The 17,464-nt window shown below is 64.6% G+C and carries 17 protein-coding genes; 9 read left to right on the top strand and 8 right to left on the bottom strand.

Going from position 1 to position 17,464, the window contains the following annotated elements; all coding sequences use genetic code 11:
• Positions 1-18: 18 nt before the first annotated feature.
• From ASC66_RS11730 to ASC66_RS11705, 6 genes are all read right to left on the bottom strand, one after another.
• On the bottom strand, positions 19-963 hold the full coding sequence (locus ASC66_RS11730) for an N-acetylglucosamine kinase (RefSeq protein ID WP_235496875.1): 945 nt from the start codon (positions 961-963) through the stop codon (positions 19-21).
• Positions 960-1,928, bottom strand: a complete 969-nt coding sequence (locus ASC66_RS18460; protein WP_502691612.1) for a glycoside hydrolase family 113 — start codon at positions 1,926-1,928, stop codon at positions 960-962. The genes ASC66_RS11730 and ASC66_RS18460 overlap by 4 nt, the downstream gene beginning before the upstream one ends.
• The gene (locus ASC66_RS11720) at positions 1,925-4,384 is read right to left on the bottom strand and encodes a glycoside hydrolase family 2 protein (protein ID WP_055839536.1); all 2,460 of its coding nucleotides are present in this window, start codon (positions 4,382-4,384) and stop codon (positions 1,925-1,927) included. Before ASC66_RS11720 ends, ASC66_RS18460 begins: the two co-directional genes overlap by 4 nt.
• 32 nt (positions 4,385-4,416) lie before the next feature.
• Entirely contained in the window at positions 4,417-5,235 is an 819-nt protein-coding gene (locus tag ASC66_RS11715; protein ID WP_055839534.1) for a carbohydrate ABC transporter permease, read from the bottom strand.
• A complete protein-coding gene (locus ASC66_RS11710; protein ID WP_082492280.1) occupies positions 5,232-6,215 on the bottom strand; it encodes a carbohydrate ABC transporter permease in 984 nt (327 codons plus the stop codon). Before ASC66_RS11710 ends, ASC66_RS11715 begins: the two co-directional genes overlap by 4 nt.
• Positions 6,216-6,294: 79 nt before the next feature.
• The gene (locus ASC66_RS11705; protein WP_055839529.1) at positions 6,295-7,614 is read right to left on the bottom strand and encodes an ABC transporter substrate-binding protein; all 1,320 of its coding nucleotides are present in this window, start codon (positions 7,612-7,614) and stop codon (positions 6,295-6,297) included.
• 176 nt (positions 7,615-7,790) lie between these two features.
• Between ASC66_RS11705 and ASC66_RS11700 the strand changes: the two genes are divergently transcribed.
• Positions 7,791-8,900: a LacI family DNA-binding transcriptional regulator gene (locus ASC66_RS11700; RefSeq protein ID WP_286145595.1), complete on the top strand. Its 1,110-nt coding sequence runs from the start codon at positions 7,791-7,793 to the stop codon at positions 8,898-8,900.
• Between the two features lie 28 nt (positions 8,901-8,928).
• Here the strand turns inward: ASC66_RS11700 and ASC66_RS11695 are convergent, their stop codons facing one another.
• Positions 8,929-9,978 (bottom strand): LacI family DNA-binding transcriptional regulator, encoded by a 1,050-nt coding sequence (locus ASC66_RS11695; RefSeq protein WP_055840377.1) that lies wholly within the window; start codon positions 9,976-9,978, stop codon positions 8,929-8,931.
• A gap of 241 nt (positions 9,979-10,219) precedes the next feature.
• On the opposite strand from ASC66_RS11695, the gene ASC66_RS11690 reads away from it, so the two are divergent.
• From ASC66_RS11690 to ASC66_RS11680, 3 genes are all read left to right on the top strand, one after another.
• The gene (locus tag ASC66_RS11690) at positions 10,220-11,227 is read left to right on the top strand and encodes an NADP-dependent oxidoreductase (RefSeq protein ID WP_055839522.1); all 1,008 of its coding nucleotides are present in this window, start codon (positions 10,220-10,222) and stop codon (positions 11,225-11,227) included.
• Entirely contained in the window at positions 11,224-12,078 is an 855-nt protein-coding gene (locus tag ASC66_RS11685; RefSeq protein ID WP_055839519.1) for an alpha/beta fold hydrolase, read from the top strand. The genes ASC66_RS11690 and ASC66_RS11685 overlap by 4 nt, the downstream gene beginning before the upstream one ends.
• A 102-nt stretch (positions 12,079-12,180) precedes the next feature.
• Positions 12,181-12,783 carry a TetR/AcrR family transcriptional regulator gene (locus ASC66_RS11680; protein ID WP_055839515.1) on the top strand — a complete coding sequence of 201 codons (603 nt, stop codon included), beginning with the start codon at positions 12,181-12,183 and terminating at the stop codon, positions 12,781-12,783.
• Here the strand turns inward: ASC66_RS11680 and ASC66_RS11675 are convergent.
• Positions 12,770-13,426, bottom strand: a complete 657-nt coding sequence (locus ASC66_RS11675; protein WP_055839512.1) for an isochorismatase family protein — start codon at positions 13,424-13,426, stop codon at positions 12,770-12,772. The two genes, ASC66_RS11680 and ASC66_RS11675, sit on opposite strands and share 14 nt — an antisense overlap.
• Before the next feature lie 103 nt (positions 13,427-13,529).
• Between ASC66_RS11675 and ASC66_RS11670 the strand changes: the two genes are divergently transcribed.
• From ASC66_RS11670 to ASC66_RS11650, 5 genes are all read left to right on the top strand, one after another.
• On the top strand, positions 13,530-14,477 hold the full coding sequence (locus ASC66_RS11670) for a GlxA family transcriptional regulator (protein ID WP_055839509.1): 948 nt from the start codon (positions 13,530-13,532) through the stop codon (positions 14,475-14,477).
• A 220-nt stretch (positions 14,478-14,697) separates the two neighbouring features.
• Positions 14,698-15,057: a hypothetical protein gene (locus ASC66_RS11665; RefSeq protein WP_055839506.1), complete on the top strand. Its 360-nt coding sequence runs from the start codon at positions 14,698-14,700 to the stop codon at positions 15,055-15,057.
• A gap of 90 nt (positions 15,058-15,147) precedes the next feature.
• Complete coding sequence (locus tag ASC66_RS11660; protein ID WP_055839503.1) at positions 15,148-15,573, top strand: VOC family protein; 426 nt, start codon at positions 15,148-15,150, stop codon at positions 15,571-15,573.
• A 16-nt stretch (positions 15,574-15,589) separates the two neighbouring features.
• Entirely contained in the window at positions 15,590-16,699 is a 1,110-nt protein-coding gene (locus ASC66_RS11655) for an NADH:flavin oxidoreductase/NADH oxidase (RefSeq protein ID WP_055840375.1), read from the top strand.
• 83 nt (positions 16,700-16,782) lie between these two features.
• Entirely contained in the window at positions 16,783-17,451 is a 669-nt protein-coding gene (locus ASC66_RS11650; RefSeq protein WP_055839500.1) for an SDR family oxidoreductase, read from the top strand.
• Positions 17,452-17,464 lie beyond the last annotated feature (13 nt).

Genomic DNA, 17,464 nt, shown 5'->3' with positions numbered 1-17,464 from the left:
CCTCTCTGAGTGGCTCTATCAGTGCACGGGCGTGCACTGAGCAGCCACGGATGCGGCGGCAATCAAGGTGTGCAATGGATGCCCGGCCGCCAGCCCCGGCAATGCCGCAGCGCCATCGAGGCCGCTTCCACGCGCGGGTTCGATCCGCACATGTGCGACATCCGAGCTGACGAGTGTCTCGAACTGGCGAGTGATGAACTCGGCCCGGAACACGCCACCGATTGCGCACACGTGCTGCTCGCCGTCATCGGCATGGTCCGCCACCCGACGCAGGGCCGTGAGGGTCGACTGCGCGAGTTCTCGTGCGGCGGCGATGCCGATGCCGTGGGCCACCGGATCCGCTGCGGCCAACTCGGCCACATGCTGAGCGAAGCTCGCCACGATGCTCACTCGCTCGGGCGAGCCCTGAAGCTCGATGTACGCGTCCTCGATGTTGCTCCAGCGTTCGCTGACCACGTCGGTGAGCAGGGTGGACGGGCCCCGCCCATCGTGGGCGCGCATCACCGCCTCAAGGGCGGACCGGCCGATCCAGTAGCCACTGCCAGCATCGCCCATGATGTTGCCCCAGCCGTCGACCCTGGCGACAGCGCTGCGTCCGACGCCGAGCGTGACGACGCCGGTGCCGGCCGCGATGACCGCCCCGCGGGTGTCGCCGAGCGCGCCGAGGAATGACGTCACCGAGTCGTGCGCGAGCAGCACCGTGCGCACCCCGACCTCGTGGAGATCGCGCAGCACCTCCTCGGCGTCGGCGTCCCTGTCGGTGAGGCCCGAAACGCCGAAAGATGCCACCTCGATGGGGCGCCCGCTGCGCTCCGAAATGGCCCGCACAGCCGAGACCAGCTGTGGAAGCAACGGCTCATGCGTACGGACGCCGGGCAGCAGCATTTCGGATGCCGCTCCCCCGGCATCCGAGATGCGCACTTTCATGCCGGTCTGGCCCGCGTCGATTGCGACTGTGCTCACGCGCGGCTCTCCGAGGCCCAGGCCGAGTATTGCTGCACCATGTAGGCCGCGGCCGGCTTGCCGTAGGGGCAGTAGTCGTCGTTGTCTGCCGCGTGCTCGAGGCTGTAGAGCTCGGCCGGCCAATCCCAGAGCATCAGCCCACGCACCCATGGTCGTCTCGTGCAGGCACCGAACATGGCCTCGTAGTAGCGCAGCTGCTCGGCGCCGGATGGCGCGCCGACGAGATTCCAGTCGTTGGGCAGTTGGGCGGAGCCCTCTCGCGACGGGCATCCGGCTTCCATGAAGAAGAAGGGCTTGTCGAATCGCCTCACAACCGTCTCGATGCGGTCGAGCTGAGTTTCCCAGGCATCAATCGGGTAGTAACCGCTGGACGAGATCACGTCGACGGCATCCCACCAGGTGACGCGGTCTTCTTGGTACTTGTCGCAGTTGTAGGTGATGGGCCCCGAGTAGACCCCGCGCACCGCCGCGATCAAGCTGCGCCAGTGCGTCTCCTGGCCCTCGGCCCGCACCATCTCGCAGCCGATGCACAGCATCGCGCACCGCTCGGCCTCCGCGATGGCGGCTGCGTGCAGGATGAACCGACGGTAGGACTCGAACCACTCGGTCCAGCTCGGCTCGCCGGGGACGTCCCAGTCGAAGAATCCGATGTTGGCCCGCCAGGTGCCGTCTGCCACATTGACGACGGGCTTCAGGCACACCTGCAGTCCGAGCTCATGCGCGTGGCGGATGGCGGAGACGATCTCGACATCCGTCACCGTCGGCTCTTCGGTGAATGGGATCTCGGTGGAGAAGGGGGTGGCCTGCTCTGCCGCGTATGCGATTGCCGTCCAGTTCACCGAGTGTTCGGCCATGGCCTGCATCGAGGTGCGCGCGGCGGGCGTCGCCCAGCTCCCCCTGGTCCCCACCCAGCCCCACGTCATCCCACACACGGCCGTGCCGAGCAGCTCGGCCGCGGCACTCACGATGCCACCAACTGGTTGGCGCTGCGCAGCACCCGAGGCTCAGCGAACGTCGCCGCGTCGGCGCCTGACGCGCCCCGCACCAGAAAGACCGTACTCTCGCCGGGCAGCAGGGTGACGAGCCCGTGATCGACGGTGGCGTCGGGAGCGACCTTGTCGACGAGCAACAGGATGTCGCGCACGACGTTCCGCGCCGTCACAGTCACCGCCCAGCCGTCGCCATCGCGTACCGCCTCGATGTCCAGCTGCGGGGCCGCCAGCAGTGAGTCCCTCGGTTCTGCGAAGTACCAGAGGCCGCGCTCGGCCCCGATCTCGGCGACGACGAACTCGCCGGCGGCAACGTTCGCCGTGCCGATCTCGCGCGGAATATCCACCGTGCCGGAGCCTCGCGGCGCCACATCAACGGATGCCGCGAAGCGGGCGAGTACCTGCCCGGCGAAGTCACGGCGGCTGAGTACGAGCTCGCCCGCCCAGGCGTCGCCCGTGTCATTGCCGACGACGGCAACAAGTCCATCCCCACGGGGCTGTACCGTGACGACTCGCGGGGCGAAGGCGTTCTTGATGGCGAAGAACAGGGGCTTCTCTCGCCCGTCACCGTCGATCGCTGCCCAGGACGTGACCGGCCAGCAGTCGTTGAGCTGCCAGATTACGGCGCCAGAGGTGTGCGGCGCGTGCGAGCGGTAGTGGTCGAGCGCGCAGCTGATGGCGTTGGCCTGGTTGAGTTGCATCGCCCAGTGCCAGGTCTCCATGTCTTCCGGCACACGGTAGTGATTCACCAAGCCGCTGGTGAGCTTCACGTTGCCCTCCATCGCCTTCTGATGCACGATCATGCCCGGCGACTCCGGCGTCAGAGGGGAATCGCTGATTGCCCGGGTGAGTGTCGACCAGTTCGGCGGCCCTTGCCAACCGAACTCCGCGACGAAGCGCGGGCTCTGGTCGCGATAGTGCGGCCAGTCGAGCTCGTTCCAAAGGTCCCAGATGTGCTTCGTGCCGTGCCGAGGGTCATTGGGGTGTTGCCCATCGGGGCTGAACGGGCTGCCTGGCGCGTACGGCACGTGCGGGGCGAGCTCGGCGATGACGTTCGGAAAGAGCTCGTAGTAGTAGAACTCGCCCCAGGTCTTCCCATCGAGGCGGCGCTTCCAATCCCAATCCTCGTAACCCCAGAGGTTCTCGTTGTTGCCGGTGAGCAGAGCCAGCGAAGCATGGTGGGCCAGGCGTGTGACGTTGTCACGCGCCTCGGCCTCGATTTCAGAGCGCAGCGGCTCTTCTTCGGCATACGCTGCACAGGCGAACAGGAAGTCCTGCCAACTCAACAGGCCCAGCTCGTCGCACAACTCATAGAAGTCGTCGGATTCATAGATGCCGCCGCCCCAGACTCGAATCAAGTTGAGGCCGGCGGCGCCCGCCTGCTCAAGCCGTCGGCGGTAGCGTGCCCGGTCGATCCGCACCGGGAACGCATCGTCGGGAATCCAGTTGGCCCCCTTGACCAAGATCGGTTGCCCGTTGACGAACAGCTGGAAAGGCGTGCCGTCTGCGTCCGCTTCGGTGTTCCATCGCAGCTCGCGGAACCCCACACGTCGGGTGGTGGTGTCGAGCACGGATTCCCCCTCGAGTAGTGAGACCCGCACGTCGTAGAGCGGCTGCTCGCCGTAGCCGACGGGCCACCAACGATCGACATCGGCAATCTCGAGGCGCACGGATGCGCGGCCTACCGATTCCGCGATGGCAACCGTTGCCTGCTGCCCGTCGAGCTCGACCCGCAACTGCAGCGGGGCGGCATCCGAGGTACGCGGAATGTCCACCGTCACGTCGACGGCCCCGCCTTCGCCCAGCACGCTCGCATGGAGGCGCACATTCGCCAGCCGGGCCGTCGACCACGATTCAAGACGCACGTCTCGCCAGATCCCGCTGGTGAACGTCGCGATGCCCCAGTCCCAACCGAAGCTGCAGGCCGACTTGCGCACCGCGTCGAAAGGCAAGGGGTACGGGCGCGGACGAACGCCGAGCGCGATGCTCTGCTCGTTGGCATAGCGAATCGGGCTGCGGAAGGCGACGACGAGTTCGTTGTCGCCCTCGCGGAGAAGCCGTGTGACGTCGAAGCGGTACACGCGGTGCTGGTTGGCGACGTCGGCGAGAACGGTGCCGTTGAACGAGACGGTTGCAACGGTGTCCAGCCCGTCGAACACGAGCTCGTGGCGCACGGCTGACTCGAGATCGGCTTGGCTCAGCGCGAATCGGGTCTCATAGGTCCAATCGACAAGGCCGATCCACGCGAGCAAGGCCTCGTTGTCGTCGAGATATGGGTCGGGGATGAGACCGGCAGCGAGCAGGTCCAGGTGCACAACGCCCGGTACGGTCGCCGCCACCGTGCGCGATGCGATGAACTCGGGCGCCGGCCCGGAGGCAGCGCGCACCGTCCATCCCGAGTGCAGGGTGCGGATGGTCTTCTCTGCGGTCATTGCGATTGTCTCTCTCACGTGTGTTGAATGCATTACTTCACTGCCCCGGCCACAAGGCCCTTATAGATCCATCGCTGCAGGAACAAGAATGCGACGAGCGTCGGTGCGATCACGAGAATCGTGCCCGCAGCGATCACCTCCCACTGGGCACCGAACGGCCCCTTGAAGTCGAAGAGCGATGTCGAGATCATGCCCTCTGACGGCAGATAGAGAAATGGAAGATAGAACTCGTTGTAGATCGCGATGCCCTTGATGATGACCACCGTCGCGATCGCGGGCCTCAGCAGCGGCAGAATCACCCGCCAATAGATCGTCCAGCGGTTGGCGCCGTCGAGCATCGCGGCCTCATCGAGTGAGATGGGGATGCTCGCCATGAACTGCAGGAAGATGTAGATCGCGATGATGTCGGTGCCGAGAAACAACAGGACCAGCGCGGCCTTGGTGTTGAAGAGCCCCAGGCCGGCGATGATCTGGAAGGTTGCGACCTGGCTGGTCACGCTGGGAATGAGGGTCGCCACCAGGAACAGGCCCATGACGAGCCTTCTGCCGCGGAACGCGAAGCGGTCGATCGCGTAGGCGGCCATGGTGCCGATGAGGATCGTTCCGGCGAGCGAGACGAGCAGGACGATGGTCGTATTGATGAAGCCCTCGACCATCCCGCCTTGGGTGAACGCCGTGGCGAAGTTGTCGAAGTTCAGCCAATTCTGCGGCAGGTCGAGCGGGCCGGTGGTGCTGTACTCGCCCTTCGTCTTGAGGCTGGCGAAGACCATCACCGAGAGCGGCAGCGCCACGAAGACGACCGCCAGAATGAGGGAGCCGTACTTCAGTACTCCGGGAATTGCGCGGGTCACGTGAGGTCTACCTTCTCGTCGGGGAAAATCTTGCGCTGAATGCCGGTGACAACCAGCACGATGACCAGAAGAATCACCGCCATCGCCGAGGCGAGCCCGACGCTGCGATAGGTGAACGCCGTCTGCAGGGTTTGAATCACGAACGTTGCGGTTCCGTTGGCGCCGCCCGTCATGATGAACGGAATTTCGAACACCGACAGGCTGCCGGCCACCGCCAGAATGAACGAGAGGCCGATGATGCGTCGGATGCCGGGAAAGATGATGTGCTTGAACTGCTGCCAGCGCGTCGCACCGTCGAGCTCCGCTGCTTCATAGAGGTCACCCGGAATCGACTGGATCGCGCCGAGGAACAGGATGAAGTTGAGGCCGGTGTACCGCCAGATCGAGGTGCCGGCGAGTGAATAGTTCGCAATCGACGCGTCGCCGAGCCACTGCGGCGGTTCGCTCATGCCGAACCAGCCGAGCACGGTGTCCAGTGTCCCCCCTGGCTGGAAGAGATAGAGGAAGACGAATCCGATCGCAACGCCGTTGATCAGGTAGGGGAAGAAGATCACCCCACGGAAGAAGCCGGAGAATCGTGTCTTGAAACTCAGCAGCGTTGCGAAGTAGAGGGCCAGAGCCATTTGGATGAACGCGCCGACGAAGTAGTAGAGGCTCACGCCGAAGACGGAGAAGATCCGGGGATTCGTGAAGACTTCGACGTAGTTGTCGAGCCCGACCACGTTCTTGATCGGCCCAAGGCCGTTCCAGTCGGTCATGCTGTACCAGAGCATGTTGGCCGCGGGCAGATAGGTCAGCAGCAGGAGCAGCGCGACCGCGAGGCCGACGAAGAGGTACGGCGTGAGCCTGCCGCTCAGCGTTCTGGGCCGCCTGCGCATGCTGTTGCCCGTGCGCGGGCGCGACGCCGGATCCGCAGCGGCAACCCCGTGTAGGGGGCCAGAGATTCCAACCGGATCGGGTCCTGTCGTTGAGACGGACATGTTGATGACTCCTTCGTGAAAGCTCCGGCCCCGTACCGGGACAGATTCGTTGCGGTGTAGATCGGTGGTGTTGGGGGCGCTACTCGCTCAGGTCGACGACCGCTGCACCCCAACGGTCGTTGAGCTCGGCAAAGTAGCTGTCCTTGTCACCGTCGGCCTGGCCGCGGGCGATGTCGATCAACTTCTGGCGGTAGATGTTGCCCCAGACATCGACCTGTGACGTATCGGCCGTGTCGCTGAAGAGCGATTCCTCACCGGCTGGTGCAGCCTGCAGCTCGACGAGCTCGACCCCGCTGCTCTCCAGACCCGACAGGTTCGCAGGCAGCTCGGCAGCCTTGACCGCGGAGATCATGCCCTGAGTCTCGGTGAAACCCGACTCCTCGATGAGCCAGTCGAGCCATGCCTCTGCCGCGGCCGTGTTCGAGGAGTTCTTGTTGATGCCAAGGAAGTAGTCGCCGGCGATTGTGGCGTACTGCTTGCCGTCGATGTTGGTCGGGAACGGCATGAAGCCAACGGCCTCCTTCGATTCGCCGGCATCCTCGGCCGCGGTCTGGAACTGCGAGATGGCCCATGAGCCGAGCACCATGGTCGCGATCTTGCCGGTGGCGAAATCGCCCTTGGACTGTTCCCAGTTGGTCGTCAGCGGATCAGCTTCGGTGAGCCCGTCGTGCACGGCAGCGAACAGGAGCGAGTCGAGTGCGTGGATGTCGGTACCCTCGACCCACGGTGCCTCATCGTGCGCCATGACGGTCTGAGCTGCGGGGTCACCGCTGACCCCGCCGATGATATTCGTCCACTGGCCGCCGAGAGGCCACCCGTCTTTGTAGTTTGTGTAGAGACCGGTTGCACCGGTCTTCTCTTTCACCGTCTCGAGTGCCGCGAGGAAGTCTTCTTCCGAGGTGGGAAGCTCCGTGATGCCTGCGTCGGCGAAGACCTCGGTGTTGTACAACATGCCGTTGGCGTTCCCGCCGAGCGCGAGGCCGTACTGCACGCCGTCAACCGTCTTCGGCGCAAGGAAGCGATACGTCGCCGCGAGGTCAGCCGACTGACCGAGCGGTTCGAAGAAATCGACATACTGCGCGGGAGCGACTCCATTCGGCACCAACAGCACATCGCCGTAACCGTTCGGGGTGCTCATGCGGGTCTTGACGTCATCTTCGTAGTTTGTGATGGCCTCGATCTTGACCGTCACCTCGGGGTACTCCTCCTGGAATGCGGCGGTGTACTTGTCCCAGGTTCCGTCTTGCTCAAGGTCCGTGCGGTTGGTGAGGAAGGTGATGTCGCCCTCGACCTCGCCTGAATCTCCGGTGTCGCCAGATCCGCTCGCGGCGCACGACGTCAGCAGCAACGTTGCGGCGGCGAGAGCGGCAAGGCTGGCGATTGCCTTGCATGATGCCATGTGAACTCTCCTTGGATGTGGGTGCCCCGCGGTATTCGGCGGAGTTGCCCTCACCGTCGGGGATGCGTGGATAGCGTACGACAAACTGAAGCGCTTTAGCAATACACTGATGGCAACGCTGACCAGCCGTGTCACTTGTGGGCGCGGGTACATATAACTGTCGTTGATCTGGACTTATGTGCGCCGATAGACAACGATTGAGAAGAGAATGTCCACAAAATGTCCTACGTGAGTCACGGGTACGCCACGTCGCTTTTCCGTCCGTATTTCAGCTTGGAGACACCGTGACCGTTCAACAGAGGGCCACCCTCGACGACGTTGCACGACTCGCCGGTGTGAGCCCAAAGACCGTTTCCCGGGTCTATTCGCATCGGGACAAGGTTGCTCTTCCGACGGTCGAGCGCGTGCTTTCGGCCGCAAAGCGGTTGCGATTTCGGCCCAATAGCATCGCGCGGAATCTCCGGGGAGGCGGCTCGACGACTGTCGGATTCATCATGGGTGAACTTCTCAACCCGTTCTACTACACGGTCGCGGCGGGCATCGAGAGCGAGCTCTCCGCCAGCGGCTTCACCCTGATCGTTGCAACGACGGACGACTCGGCTGAGGGCGAGGAGCGTGTCGCAGACACCCTTCTCGCGCAGCGCGTGAGCGCCCTCATGCTCATCCCGGTTGGCGAAGATCAGTCCTATCTCGAAGGCGAACGTCAGCTGGGCACCCCCGTGATCGCGATCGACCGGCCGGCGCGCAATCTCGTCGCCGATTCCGTGGTGCTGGAGAACCGGCATGGCGCTTTCGAAGCGACCGCATCACTGATCTCGTACGGACACCGTCGAATCGCGTATGTGTGCAATCCGGCATCGACCTACACGCAGGCCGAGCGCGTCAGAGGCTACCGGGAGGCGCTCGCCGTCGCGGGGGTTTCGGACTCGCAACGATGGGAGCGGCTACTCGATGACCCCAGCGTCGCGCCGGAGGAGGTGATCCGTGAACTCGTGAGCCGACCAGACGCCCCGACAGCGATCGTGGCCGGCAACAATCGCTGTTGCATCGGTGCGCTCCGCGCCATCCGGGAGATGGATACCCCACCTGCACTCATCGGGTTCGACGATTTTGACACGGCCGACATCCTCGGAGTGAGCGTCATCAGCCACGACCCACTTGAGATGGGTCGCCGCGCGGCACGGCTCACGCTTGAGCGCATGGGCGACCCAACTGGCTTCACGACTCAGGTCGAACTCCCCACGCGCCTGGTCCCACGCGGAAGCGGGGAGCGCCCACCTCTCTGACTGCTGGACACCCTGAATCGCGGCCGCTTCAGACTGGCAGTGATTCAGCGGCCACAGCGGTCGATCCTCGCTCGATCAGGGTCGGTGTGGCATCGAAATAGGCTGCGGGCGCCGCTCCATCGATGAGCTCGAACAGGCGACGCGCCACGTGAGAGCCGAGGCCAACGACGTCCCTGCTCAGTGAGCTGAGCTTGGGGAAGGTGTGCTCGCAGAGCACAGAATCGTCCCAGGCGATGATCGACAGCTGCTCGGGAACCCTGATCCCCAACTCCAATGCAACAGACAGCCCCGCGACCGCCATCACATCGTTGTCGTACAGCAGCGCGGTCGGTGGGCGCGTGCTTCGCAGCGCCTGGCGCGTCACTCGCGCGCCGGATTCCAGGGTGTAATCGGTTCGAACCACCGTCGGTTCACGTCCGAGAGTGACGCACTCCGCGATGAATGCCGCATCGCGATCCTGCGTGTGAGCGAGCGTCTCAAGCCCGGCCACGCGGGTGATGCGGTGGTGCCCGAGCTCCGCCAGGCGCCTCACCGCTTGTCTCATTGCGGTGCCGTCATCCGTTGATACGCTCGTCAGTCCGTTGGCGACACGATGGTCACCCACGACCACGGTTGGCAGCGCGCCCGGCTCGCGGGAGACAGCAACTCGGGGGTCGCCAACAGTCAGGTCAACCAACAGAATTCCGTCGACGGCCCGGGAGGCCCGCCACTTCTTCAAGGTCCTGAGCTCGGCGGCCGCATCCGGTACGACTTGCAGCAGCAGGCCGAATGACCGCTTCACGAGCTCGGCTTCCAATCCGGCAATGAACCGCATGTAGAACGACTCGACACCGAGGTTTCGTGGGTCCCTGGCAAGAACGAGACCGACGGTCTCCGTCGTTGCCCCGGCCAGGGAGCGGGCTGCGCTTGCGGGCGCCCACCCCAGTTCCTCCGCGATCCCGAGTACCCGATCTCGCGTCGCCTCAGAGACTCCCGGGCGACCATTCAATGCGAAGGAGACCGCACCGATTGAGACCCCTGCCCGCTCGGCGATGTCCGCAATCGTCACCCGCCGCTGCGGGCCCCCAGGATTGCTCATGTATGCAGGATAGTCGGATTGGCCCACGCGGAGCAGCCGGCATCCGCTCTCATCTGCACTTCCTTCTGCGGCTGTCCCCCGGCCCGCTCACGAGACCCATGAAGCAGGCGCGGCTTCATGTCGATCCTTCTTGACAATTATTCTGAGGCTGCTCATAATTGAGGTGACTCGGTTAATCCGATTCTGCGCAGCTGGCATTCGCGCGCCAATCCAGATCACAGCATTGAAGGAGAACAACGTCATGCGAGCATTCGTCGTCGACCGGTACACGGGTCCGCTTCACGAGACGAATGTCCCCGAGCCCACCATTGGGGACAGGGACGTTCTCGTTCGGGTGGTGGCCGTGGGCGTGAATCAACTGGATGAGAAGATCCGCGCCGGGGAATTCAAGCAGATCCTCCCCTACTCGTTCCCCCTGAGCCTCGGCCACGACGTTGCCGGCACCGTGATCCGGATCGGGTCGAAAGTGACGGCGTTCGCGCCGGGCGACGAGGTCTACGGGCGCGTCCGCGACGGACGCATCGGCACGCTCGCCGAGCGGATCGCGGTCGACGAATCCGATCTCGCCATCCAGCCCTCCTCACTCACCGCCGTTGAGGCCGCGTCCCTCCCCCTCGTCGCGTTGACGTCATGGCAGGCGCTCGTCGAACGCGGCAACGTTCAAGCCGGACAGAAGGTTCTCATCCATGCCGGCGCCGGTGGGGTCGGATCAATCGCGATCCAGCTCGCCAAGCACCTGGGCGCCCACGTCGCCACCACCGCCAGCGCGGCCAACGCCGATTTCGTTCGTGAGCTGGGTGCCGATGTCGTGATCGACTACCGCACGCAGGAGTTCGAGACAGAGCTCTCCGGCTATGACCTCGTGCTTGACAGCCTCGGCGGCGAGAACCTCGAGAAGTCCCTCCGTGTCCTGCGGCCCGGTGGGAAGGCGATCGGCATCTCCGGGCCACCGGACCCCGCCTTCGCCAGGGCGGCTGGCCTGAATCCGATCCTGCGGCTGGCGATCATCGGCCTGAGCCGCAAAATCCGCACGCTGGCCACGAAGCTCGGCGTCCGATACGAGTTCCTGCTCATGCACGCCAGCGGCGATCAACTTCGCCAGATCACACAGCTCGTCACTGACGGCGCGCTCCGCCCCATCGTCGGGAAGACGTTCCCCTTCGATGAAACGCCTCAGGCGTTGGCATCGCTGGCCGGGGGCGGCATCCGCGGCAAAGTCGTCATCACCACACAAGGAGACCCATCATGAGCCCCGCCGAGCCCGTCATCACCTCATACGCGAAGGCGCCCACCACAACGGTCACCGTCGGCGACACCACCTACGCTTACAGAGAGCTCGGCCCGAGGGGCGGGATCCCCGTGGTCTTCTTCGTTCATCTGGCGGCCACTCTGGACAACTGGGATCCACGCGTCATCGACCCGATCGCGGCACACCGTCACGTGATCACCTTCGACCAGCCCGGCGTCGGCGCCTCGAGTGGTACGTTCCCCGGTACGCTCGAACAGGCCGCAGAGCAGGCATACGCCTTCATCACCTCCCTCGGGTTCGACCTGGTCGACATCTTCTCCTTCTCCATGGGCGGCATGATCGCGCAGGACCTCGTCGCCGCACACCCAGAGCTGGTTCGCAAGCTGGTCCTGACCGGAACCGGGCCGCGCGGAGGGCGCGACATGGACAAGGTGGTCGGCACCACCTACTACGACATTCTGCGCGCCGCTCTCACCGGATCGGACCCGAAGGAGTTCCTCTTCTTCAATCGCAACGCAACGGGCAAAGCGGCAGCTCGGGCGTTCATCGAGCGGCTCAAGGAACGCAGCATCGACCGCGACAAGTCGATCACCACGACGGCGTTCCGGGCGCAGCTGAAAGCCATCCAACGCTTCGGCCGCGGCACGCCGTCGGATCTGTCGGTCATCACCCAGCCGACACTCATCGCCAATGGAGACAACGACCGCATGGTCCCCTCAATTCTCTCCGAGGAGCTGCACCGACGCATCCCGGGCAGCGAGCTGATCATCTATCCGGACTCCGGCCACGGCGGGATCTTCCAGTTCCACGAGACGTTCGCACCCGTTGCCGCGAGGTTCCTCTCCCCCTGACTATCACCATGCGAGAATGAGCCCAAGCACATTCGAGCCCGCACGACAGTGACCTCTACCCATGGCCGGGTGTGGTCTGAGTTTTTTGCTGGAGGCATTCCCATGACACTCGCTCCCCAGCCGCTCGGTCGACGCGAGCGGAACAAGCAGGACAAGCTCGAACGCATCACAGCAGCCGCCAGCGAACTGTTCGCCACGCAGGGCGTCGATGAGGTCACGACTCAGCAGATCGCCGACAAGGCCGACATCGGCGCCGGCACACTCTTCCTCTATGCCAAAACCAAGGGCGAGCTGCTACTGCTCGTTCAGAACACCCACTATGCCTCAGCGCTGGCCACCGGCCGGGCCGCCGCGGAGAAGACGCCCGGCACTCTCGACGCCGTGCTTGCAATCGTCAGGCCAATCGTGGAATGCAACCGCGTGCAGGTCGACAACGGGCGCACCTACCTGCGCGAGATGGTTTTCGGGGACGCCAGTGAGCCGCATCACGCTGAAGCGCTCCGCATCGTCACTGAGACAGAGCAAGCCGTCGCCGCCATTCTCGGGCGCGACGAAGCCATCGACGACGCCCGCGCCGTCACTCTTGCCCAGGTCGTCTCGTCGATCATGTTCCTGAGCATGGCCGGCGGTGCGGCCAGACTCGCAAGCACTGAAGAGATCATCGAGAGCATCCGCGGTCAGATCACCGCGATCATGCCCCGCTGAACGTCGGCGCGAAGGCGACCCGTCCTCGGATCGCAGAGAATCCCAGGTCGCCCGGGGGAAGCGCGGTGCCGGCGTCAACGGCCCGTGCCCAGTCGGCCGTGGTGGCGACGGTGGCGAAGTTGGAGTGCAGCAGCACGAGCAGGGTCTCGTGCAGCTGCTGCGCGTCCACCTGTCCGATCTCGTTCGCCAGGTGGATCGCGCCGCTGGCATCGGAGAGAATCTCGACGGTGATACCCAGTGGCTCGGCGGCCGCGGCGGTCGCGAGGTCGCAGTTGTTTGTCATGTAGCCGATCACGGTGATCGTGTCGACGTCTTTCTCACGGAGCCAGGACTCGAAGTCGGTGCCGGCGAAGACGCTGGCATAGCTCTTGATGATGTGCTTCCAGGAGTCCGTGCACCGTGAAGAGACGTCCGGGTGCAGGTCCCATCCCACGGAGCCCTCGGCAAACACCGGCGCGCCGGCCGGGTGCTGGTGTTGCACGACGGCAATTGGCATCCCCTGTGCCTCGGCCAGGTCGATCGCCCGGGTGATATTGCTCAACGACCCGTTGCGTTCCGGGTATTGGATCGCCAGGGGTCCATCTTCGGCAAAGTACTCGTTCTGCACGTCGACGATGACGAGTGCGCGGCGCGGATCAGCCATGGGGGCTCCATTCCTTGGGTGTTTGTGGTGATTCCACGATGCCACCGTGCCCTCGGCTACAGTGAGTGGCGTATATGCACATCTTCGATGGAAATGAGCCAAGCTGAAGATCGCCATCCACGCCTTCGACGGCATGACCATGTTCCACCTTGCGGTACCGCTTCTCGTCTTCGGTGAGGTCGGGCGACTCGGTCTGGCCGAGGGCTGGGAGACGACGGTGTTCACCGAAACTGGCCTCCCGGTGCGCAGCGCCGAGGGCTATCTGATCGGTGACGTCGCAGGGCCGGCTGGCGCCGCTGATGCCGAGCTCGTGGTGTTCCCGTCCTGGCTGAATCACCTGCCGGAGCCCTCCGACGCCTTGCTTCGGCTGGTGCGAGGTTCCCACGAACGGGGAGCCACCATCGCCGGTCTGTGCTTGGGCGCATTTGCGGTGGCGTGTAGCGGCGTGCTGGACGGCCGCACCGCGGTGACGCACTGGCGGGCCGCCGGGGACGTGTCCGCCTTGGCGAACGCCGTGGATTTCGACGACTCGGCCCTGTATATCGATCACGGAGATGTGCTCACGTCCGCCGGAACGGCTTCCGCTCTCGATGCTTGTCTGCATATCGTGCGCACGCGTATCGGCTCGGCGGCAGCGGCGGCGGTGGCGCGCCAGATCGTCGTCGCCCCGCACCGCGATGGAGACCAGGCCCAGTACATTGCCAGGCCGCTGCCGGATCCCGAGGTGGACGGGCCGCTGGGGCGGACAATCCAGTGGGCGCTGGCGAATTTGGACCAAGACCTCGAGGTTGAGGCAATGGCTGCGCACGCCACCATGAGCACGAGGAACTTCAGCCGCAGGTTCAAGGAGGTCACCGGCCTGTCCCCGGCCCGCTGGGTGCTTGGCCGGAGGCTGGACGATGCGCGCCAGCTACTGGAAACCACCCGCTGGAGCGTCACGCGAATTGCCGAGTCCTGTGGCTTCGGCAGCGCGGTGACATTCCGCCAGAACTTCGTCGCCGCATACTCCACGACCCCGACCTCGTACCGGAACCGCTTCACCGATCGCTAGCCTCCGCCCGATCGGTCGACGATCCACGCCGGCCGACCACCTTTCCGTTTTACGCCTGTTCGCAAGGTTTGGCTAGGGGTCGAAGCCGTGCCCCGGGCGCGCGAAGCTTGACGATGCAGCGGTTCAGACGCTCGGATGACGGCCGGTCCACATCGGTGGGTGATGTCGCCAGAGCGCCCGGGCCACAACCAGCTCAGTAAATGACGACGAAGGAGCAGAGATGACTACCGCATGGGAACCATGGTCGTACCGCGAGTCCGCCACACGTACGCCCGGGTCCGCCAGCTTGGTCGGCTACCACGTGCACGCCACTGACGGCGACATCGGCAAGATCGACGAGGCCAGTGACCAGGTCGGCGAGAGCAATATCGTTGTCGACACCGGCCCGTGGATCTTCGGCCGGAAGGTGATCCTTCCCGCCGGAGTCGTGGAACGCGTCGATGACGCCGACCAGAAGGTCTACGTCGACCTGACCAAAGACCAAATCAAGAACTCTCCGGATTTGGACGAGAGCACCACCTTCGACGACCCCACCTATCGAGACAGCGTCGGAACATATTACGGGGGGTTCTACCTCTGATCCCTCGCCGGTGCCCGGCTCCTGGGCCGGGCACCGTGCTGCTCTGCCATCGACATCTGGTCGGCTCGCGCGTCGCGCTACATTGGTCCAATGTCGCCTGTTGCGCTCGAAGGCATTACCGTCTTAGCTGACGACGTGGACCGGCTCGCCGTGTTCTTCGAGCAGGCTATCGGCATGACGGTTGCAGTCCGTGAAGAACACTACGTCGAGTTCGAGGGCGAGGGGATCCGTTTGGCCATCTTCAGGCGCCACCTCATGGGGCCGAACACTTTCGACCATGCGTCGTTTCGAGCAGCGCGAGGAAGCCAGACGTTTGAGCTCAACTTTCGATGCCCCACTCCAGCAGACGTCGAACTGACCTACACACGCTTCGTGGAGCACGGCGCGACTCCGATTGCGCCGCCGACGGAGATGAGCTGGGGTCATTTCACGGCGTTCTTCGCGGACCCTGAGGGGAATATCCATTCGCTGTTTGCTGTACTCCCCGAGCACCAAAGTCAGGAAGCATCGCTGTGAAGTGGAGCTTGTGACTGTGACGACTCTGTTCGACCCGATCGAGATCCGTGGCGTGAAGATCCCCAACCGGATGTGGATGTCGCCGATGTGCACCTACACGGCCGAGCCACAGCCGGCACTGGCAGGCAAGCCAACGGATTTCCACTACGCGCACTACGCGGCCCGCGCGAACGGTGGCCTCGGACTCGTGATGGTCGAAGCGACTGCGGTGAGTCCGGAGGGGCGGATCTCGCCGTACGACTTGGGTTTGTGGGACGAGGGCCAGGTCGAGCACTTCGCACGCGTCGTCCGAGGAATCCGGAGCGGCGGCGCGGTGCCCGCCGTGCAACTCGCGCACGCGGGCCGGAAAGCGTCGAACGATCGGCCGTGGTCGAGTGGAACCGTTGTCGGCGAAGTGGATGAAGCCGGGAAGGACAGCTACGGCTGGATGCCGGTGTCTTCGTCACCGCGTGCGTTCCCTGGCTCTCCTGTCCCCCAGGAGTTGACTCGATCAGACATCGCGGGAATCGTACAAGCATTCGCATCGGCGGCCCGCCGTGCGGACACCGCCGGGTTCGACGTGGTTGAGATCCACGCGGCGCACGGCTATCTGCTGCACTCGTTCCTGTCCCCCGTCGCGAATGTGCGCGCCGATGAATACGGTGGGTCACTACAGAACCGCGCCCGGATCGTGCTCGAGGTGATTGACGCCATCCGCGCCGTGTGGCCGTCGTCCAAGGCGGTCTTCCTCAGAGTCTCAACGACCGATTGGATCCACGAGAGCGCCAGCGACGTCCGCGAATCCTGGACTCTGGATCAAACGATCCAGCTCGCGCGCTGGGCAGTCGAGCGCGGCGTCGACCTCATCGACGCATCGTCCGGAGGTATCGACATCGTCCAGATCCCCCTGGACCGGGACTACCAGACCCGAAACGCCGCCGCAGTGAGAGCGGAGACCGGCATCCCTGTCGCAGCGGTCGGCCGCATCGACAGCCCAGCACTCGCCGAGAAGCTGATCTCCTCTGGTCAGGCAGACGCGATCTTCCTCGGTCGCCCGCTACTGCGCAACCCGTCCTGGGCGAATGACGCGGCTCGTGAACTCGGATCCAGCCCTCGATTCATCGAGCAGTATGCCTACACGCTCTGATTCAGCCCACGACCCAGTCGGAGGAGACGGGCAGCACGCGCCTCTCCGACAATGAAACCTCCGACAATGAAAGGAGCATCACCATGAAGGTCTTCCAGATCGGTGCCGCCGGAGGCGTCGGGCGACGTCTCTCCACACTGCTGTCCAGCCGTGGCGACCACACCACCGGCATGCACCGCAATCCCGCGCAAGCGGACACGATCCGCGGGGCCGGCGGAGTCCCGGTGATCGGCGACCTTATTGCCGACAGCGTCGACGAACTGGCGGAGAAGATGCTCGGGCACGATGCGGTCGTGTTCTCTGCTGGCGCCCATGGCACAGGGCACGACCAGACCACGCTGATCGACGGGCAGGGGCTGGAAAAGGCCGCCGACGCCGCGCTGAAGGCCGGAGTGTCACGATTCGTACTGGTGTCGGCGTTTCCGGATTCCGAACGCGGCACGGGACTCGGTGAGGGATTCGAGCACTACATGCGGGTGAAGAAATCCGCCGACGTCTACCTGAGCCACACTGGCTTGGACTGGCTCATCGTGCGTCCCGGCCGCTTGCGTGACGAACCCGGCGACGGCCGCGTCACCGCCGGCGTCGCAATCGAGTACGGCGACGTGCGCCGTGACAATGTCGCCGCGTTCATCGATGCGGCCCTCCACGATCCGACGTTGTCGCGGGTGATCGTGGAACTCACTGACGGCGTGACCTCGGTGACCGCGGCGGTTACCCATGTCGCCGCGTCCACAGGAACGCTCCGCTAGCAGACGGTCTCGC

Origin of the sequence: Leifsonia sp. Root4 (assembly GCF_001425085.1) — a bacterium.
In the GTDB taxonomy this organism is placed as follows: Bacteria; Actinomycetota; Actinomycetes; order Actinomycetales; family Microbacteriaceae; genus Microterricola.
This window is presented reverse-complemented; position numbering and strand designations above follow the sequence as displayed.

What these genes read in the sequence shown, in the direction of transcription:
- ASC66_RS11720 (WP_055839536.1), bottom strand. Translation starts at nt 4,384, where the DNA reads ATGACCGCAGAGAAGACCATCCGCACCCTGCACTCGGGATGGACGGTG.
- ASC66_RS11710 (WP_082492280.1), bottom strand. Translation starts at nt 6,215, where the DNA reads ATGTCCGTCTCAACGACAGGACCCGATCCGGTTGGAATCTCTGGCCCC.
- ASC66_RS11705 (WP_055839529.1), bottom strand. Translation starts at nt 7,614, where the DNA reads ATGGCATCATGCAAGGCAATCGCCAGCCTTGCCGCTCTCGCCGCCGCA.
- ASC66_RS11700 (WP_286145595.1), top strand. Translation starts at nt 7,791, where the DNA reads ATGTGCGCCGATAGACAACGATTGAGAAGAGAATGTCCACAAAATGTC.
- ASC66_RS11695 (WP_055840377.1), bottom strand. Translation starts at nt 9,978, where the DNA reads ATGAGCAATCCTGGGGGCCCGCAGCGGCGGGTGACGATTGCGGACATC.
- ASC66_RS11690 (WP_055839522.1), top strand. Translation starts at nt 10,220, where the DNA reads ATGCGAGCATTCGTCGTCGACCGGTACACGGGTCCGCTTCACGAGACG.
- ASC66_RS11685 (WP_055839519.1), top strand. Translation starts at nt 11,224, where the DNA reads ATGAGCCCCGCCGAGCCCGTCATCACCTCATACGCGAAGGCGCCCACC.
- ASC66_RS11680 (WP_055839515.1), top strand. Translation starts at nt 12,181, where the DNA reads ATGACACTCGCTCCCCAGCCGCTCGGTCGACGCGAGCGGAACAAGCAG.
- ASC66_RS11675 (WP_055839512.1), bottom strand. Translation starts at nt 13,426, where the DNA reads ATGGCTGATCCGCGCCGCGCACTCGTCATCGTCGACGTGCAGAACGAG.
- ASC66_RS11665 (WP_055839506.1), top strand. Translation starts at nt 14,698, where the DNA reads ATGACTACCGCATGGGAACCATGGTCGTACCGCGAGTCCGCCACACGT.
- ASC66_RS11660 (WP_055839503.1), top strand. Translation starts at nt 15,148, where the DNA reads ATGTCGCCTGTTGCGCTCGAAGGCATTACCGTCTTAGCTGACGACGTG.
- ASC66_RS11650 (WP_055839500.1), top strand. Translation starts at nt 16,783, where the DNA reads ATGAAGGTCTTCCAGATCGGTGCCGCCGGAGGCGTCGGGCGACGTCTC.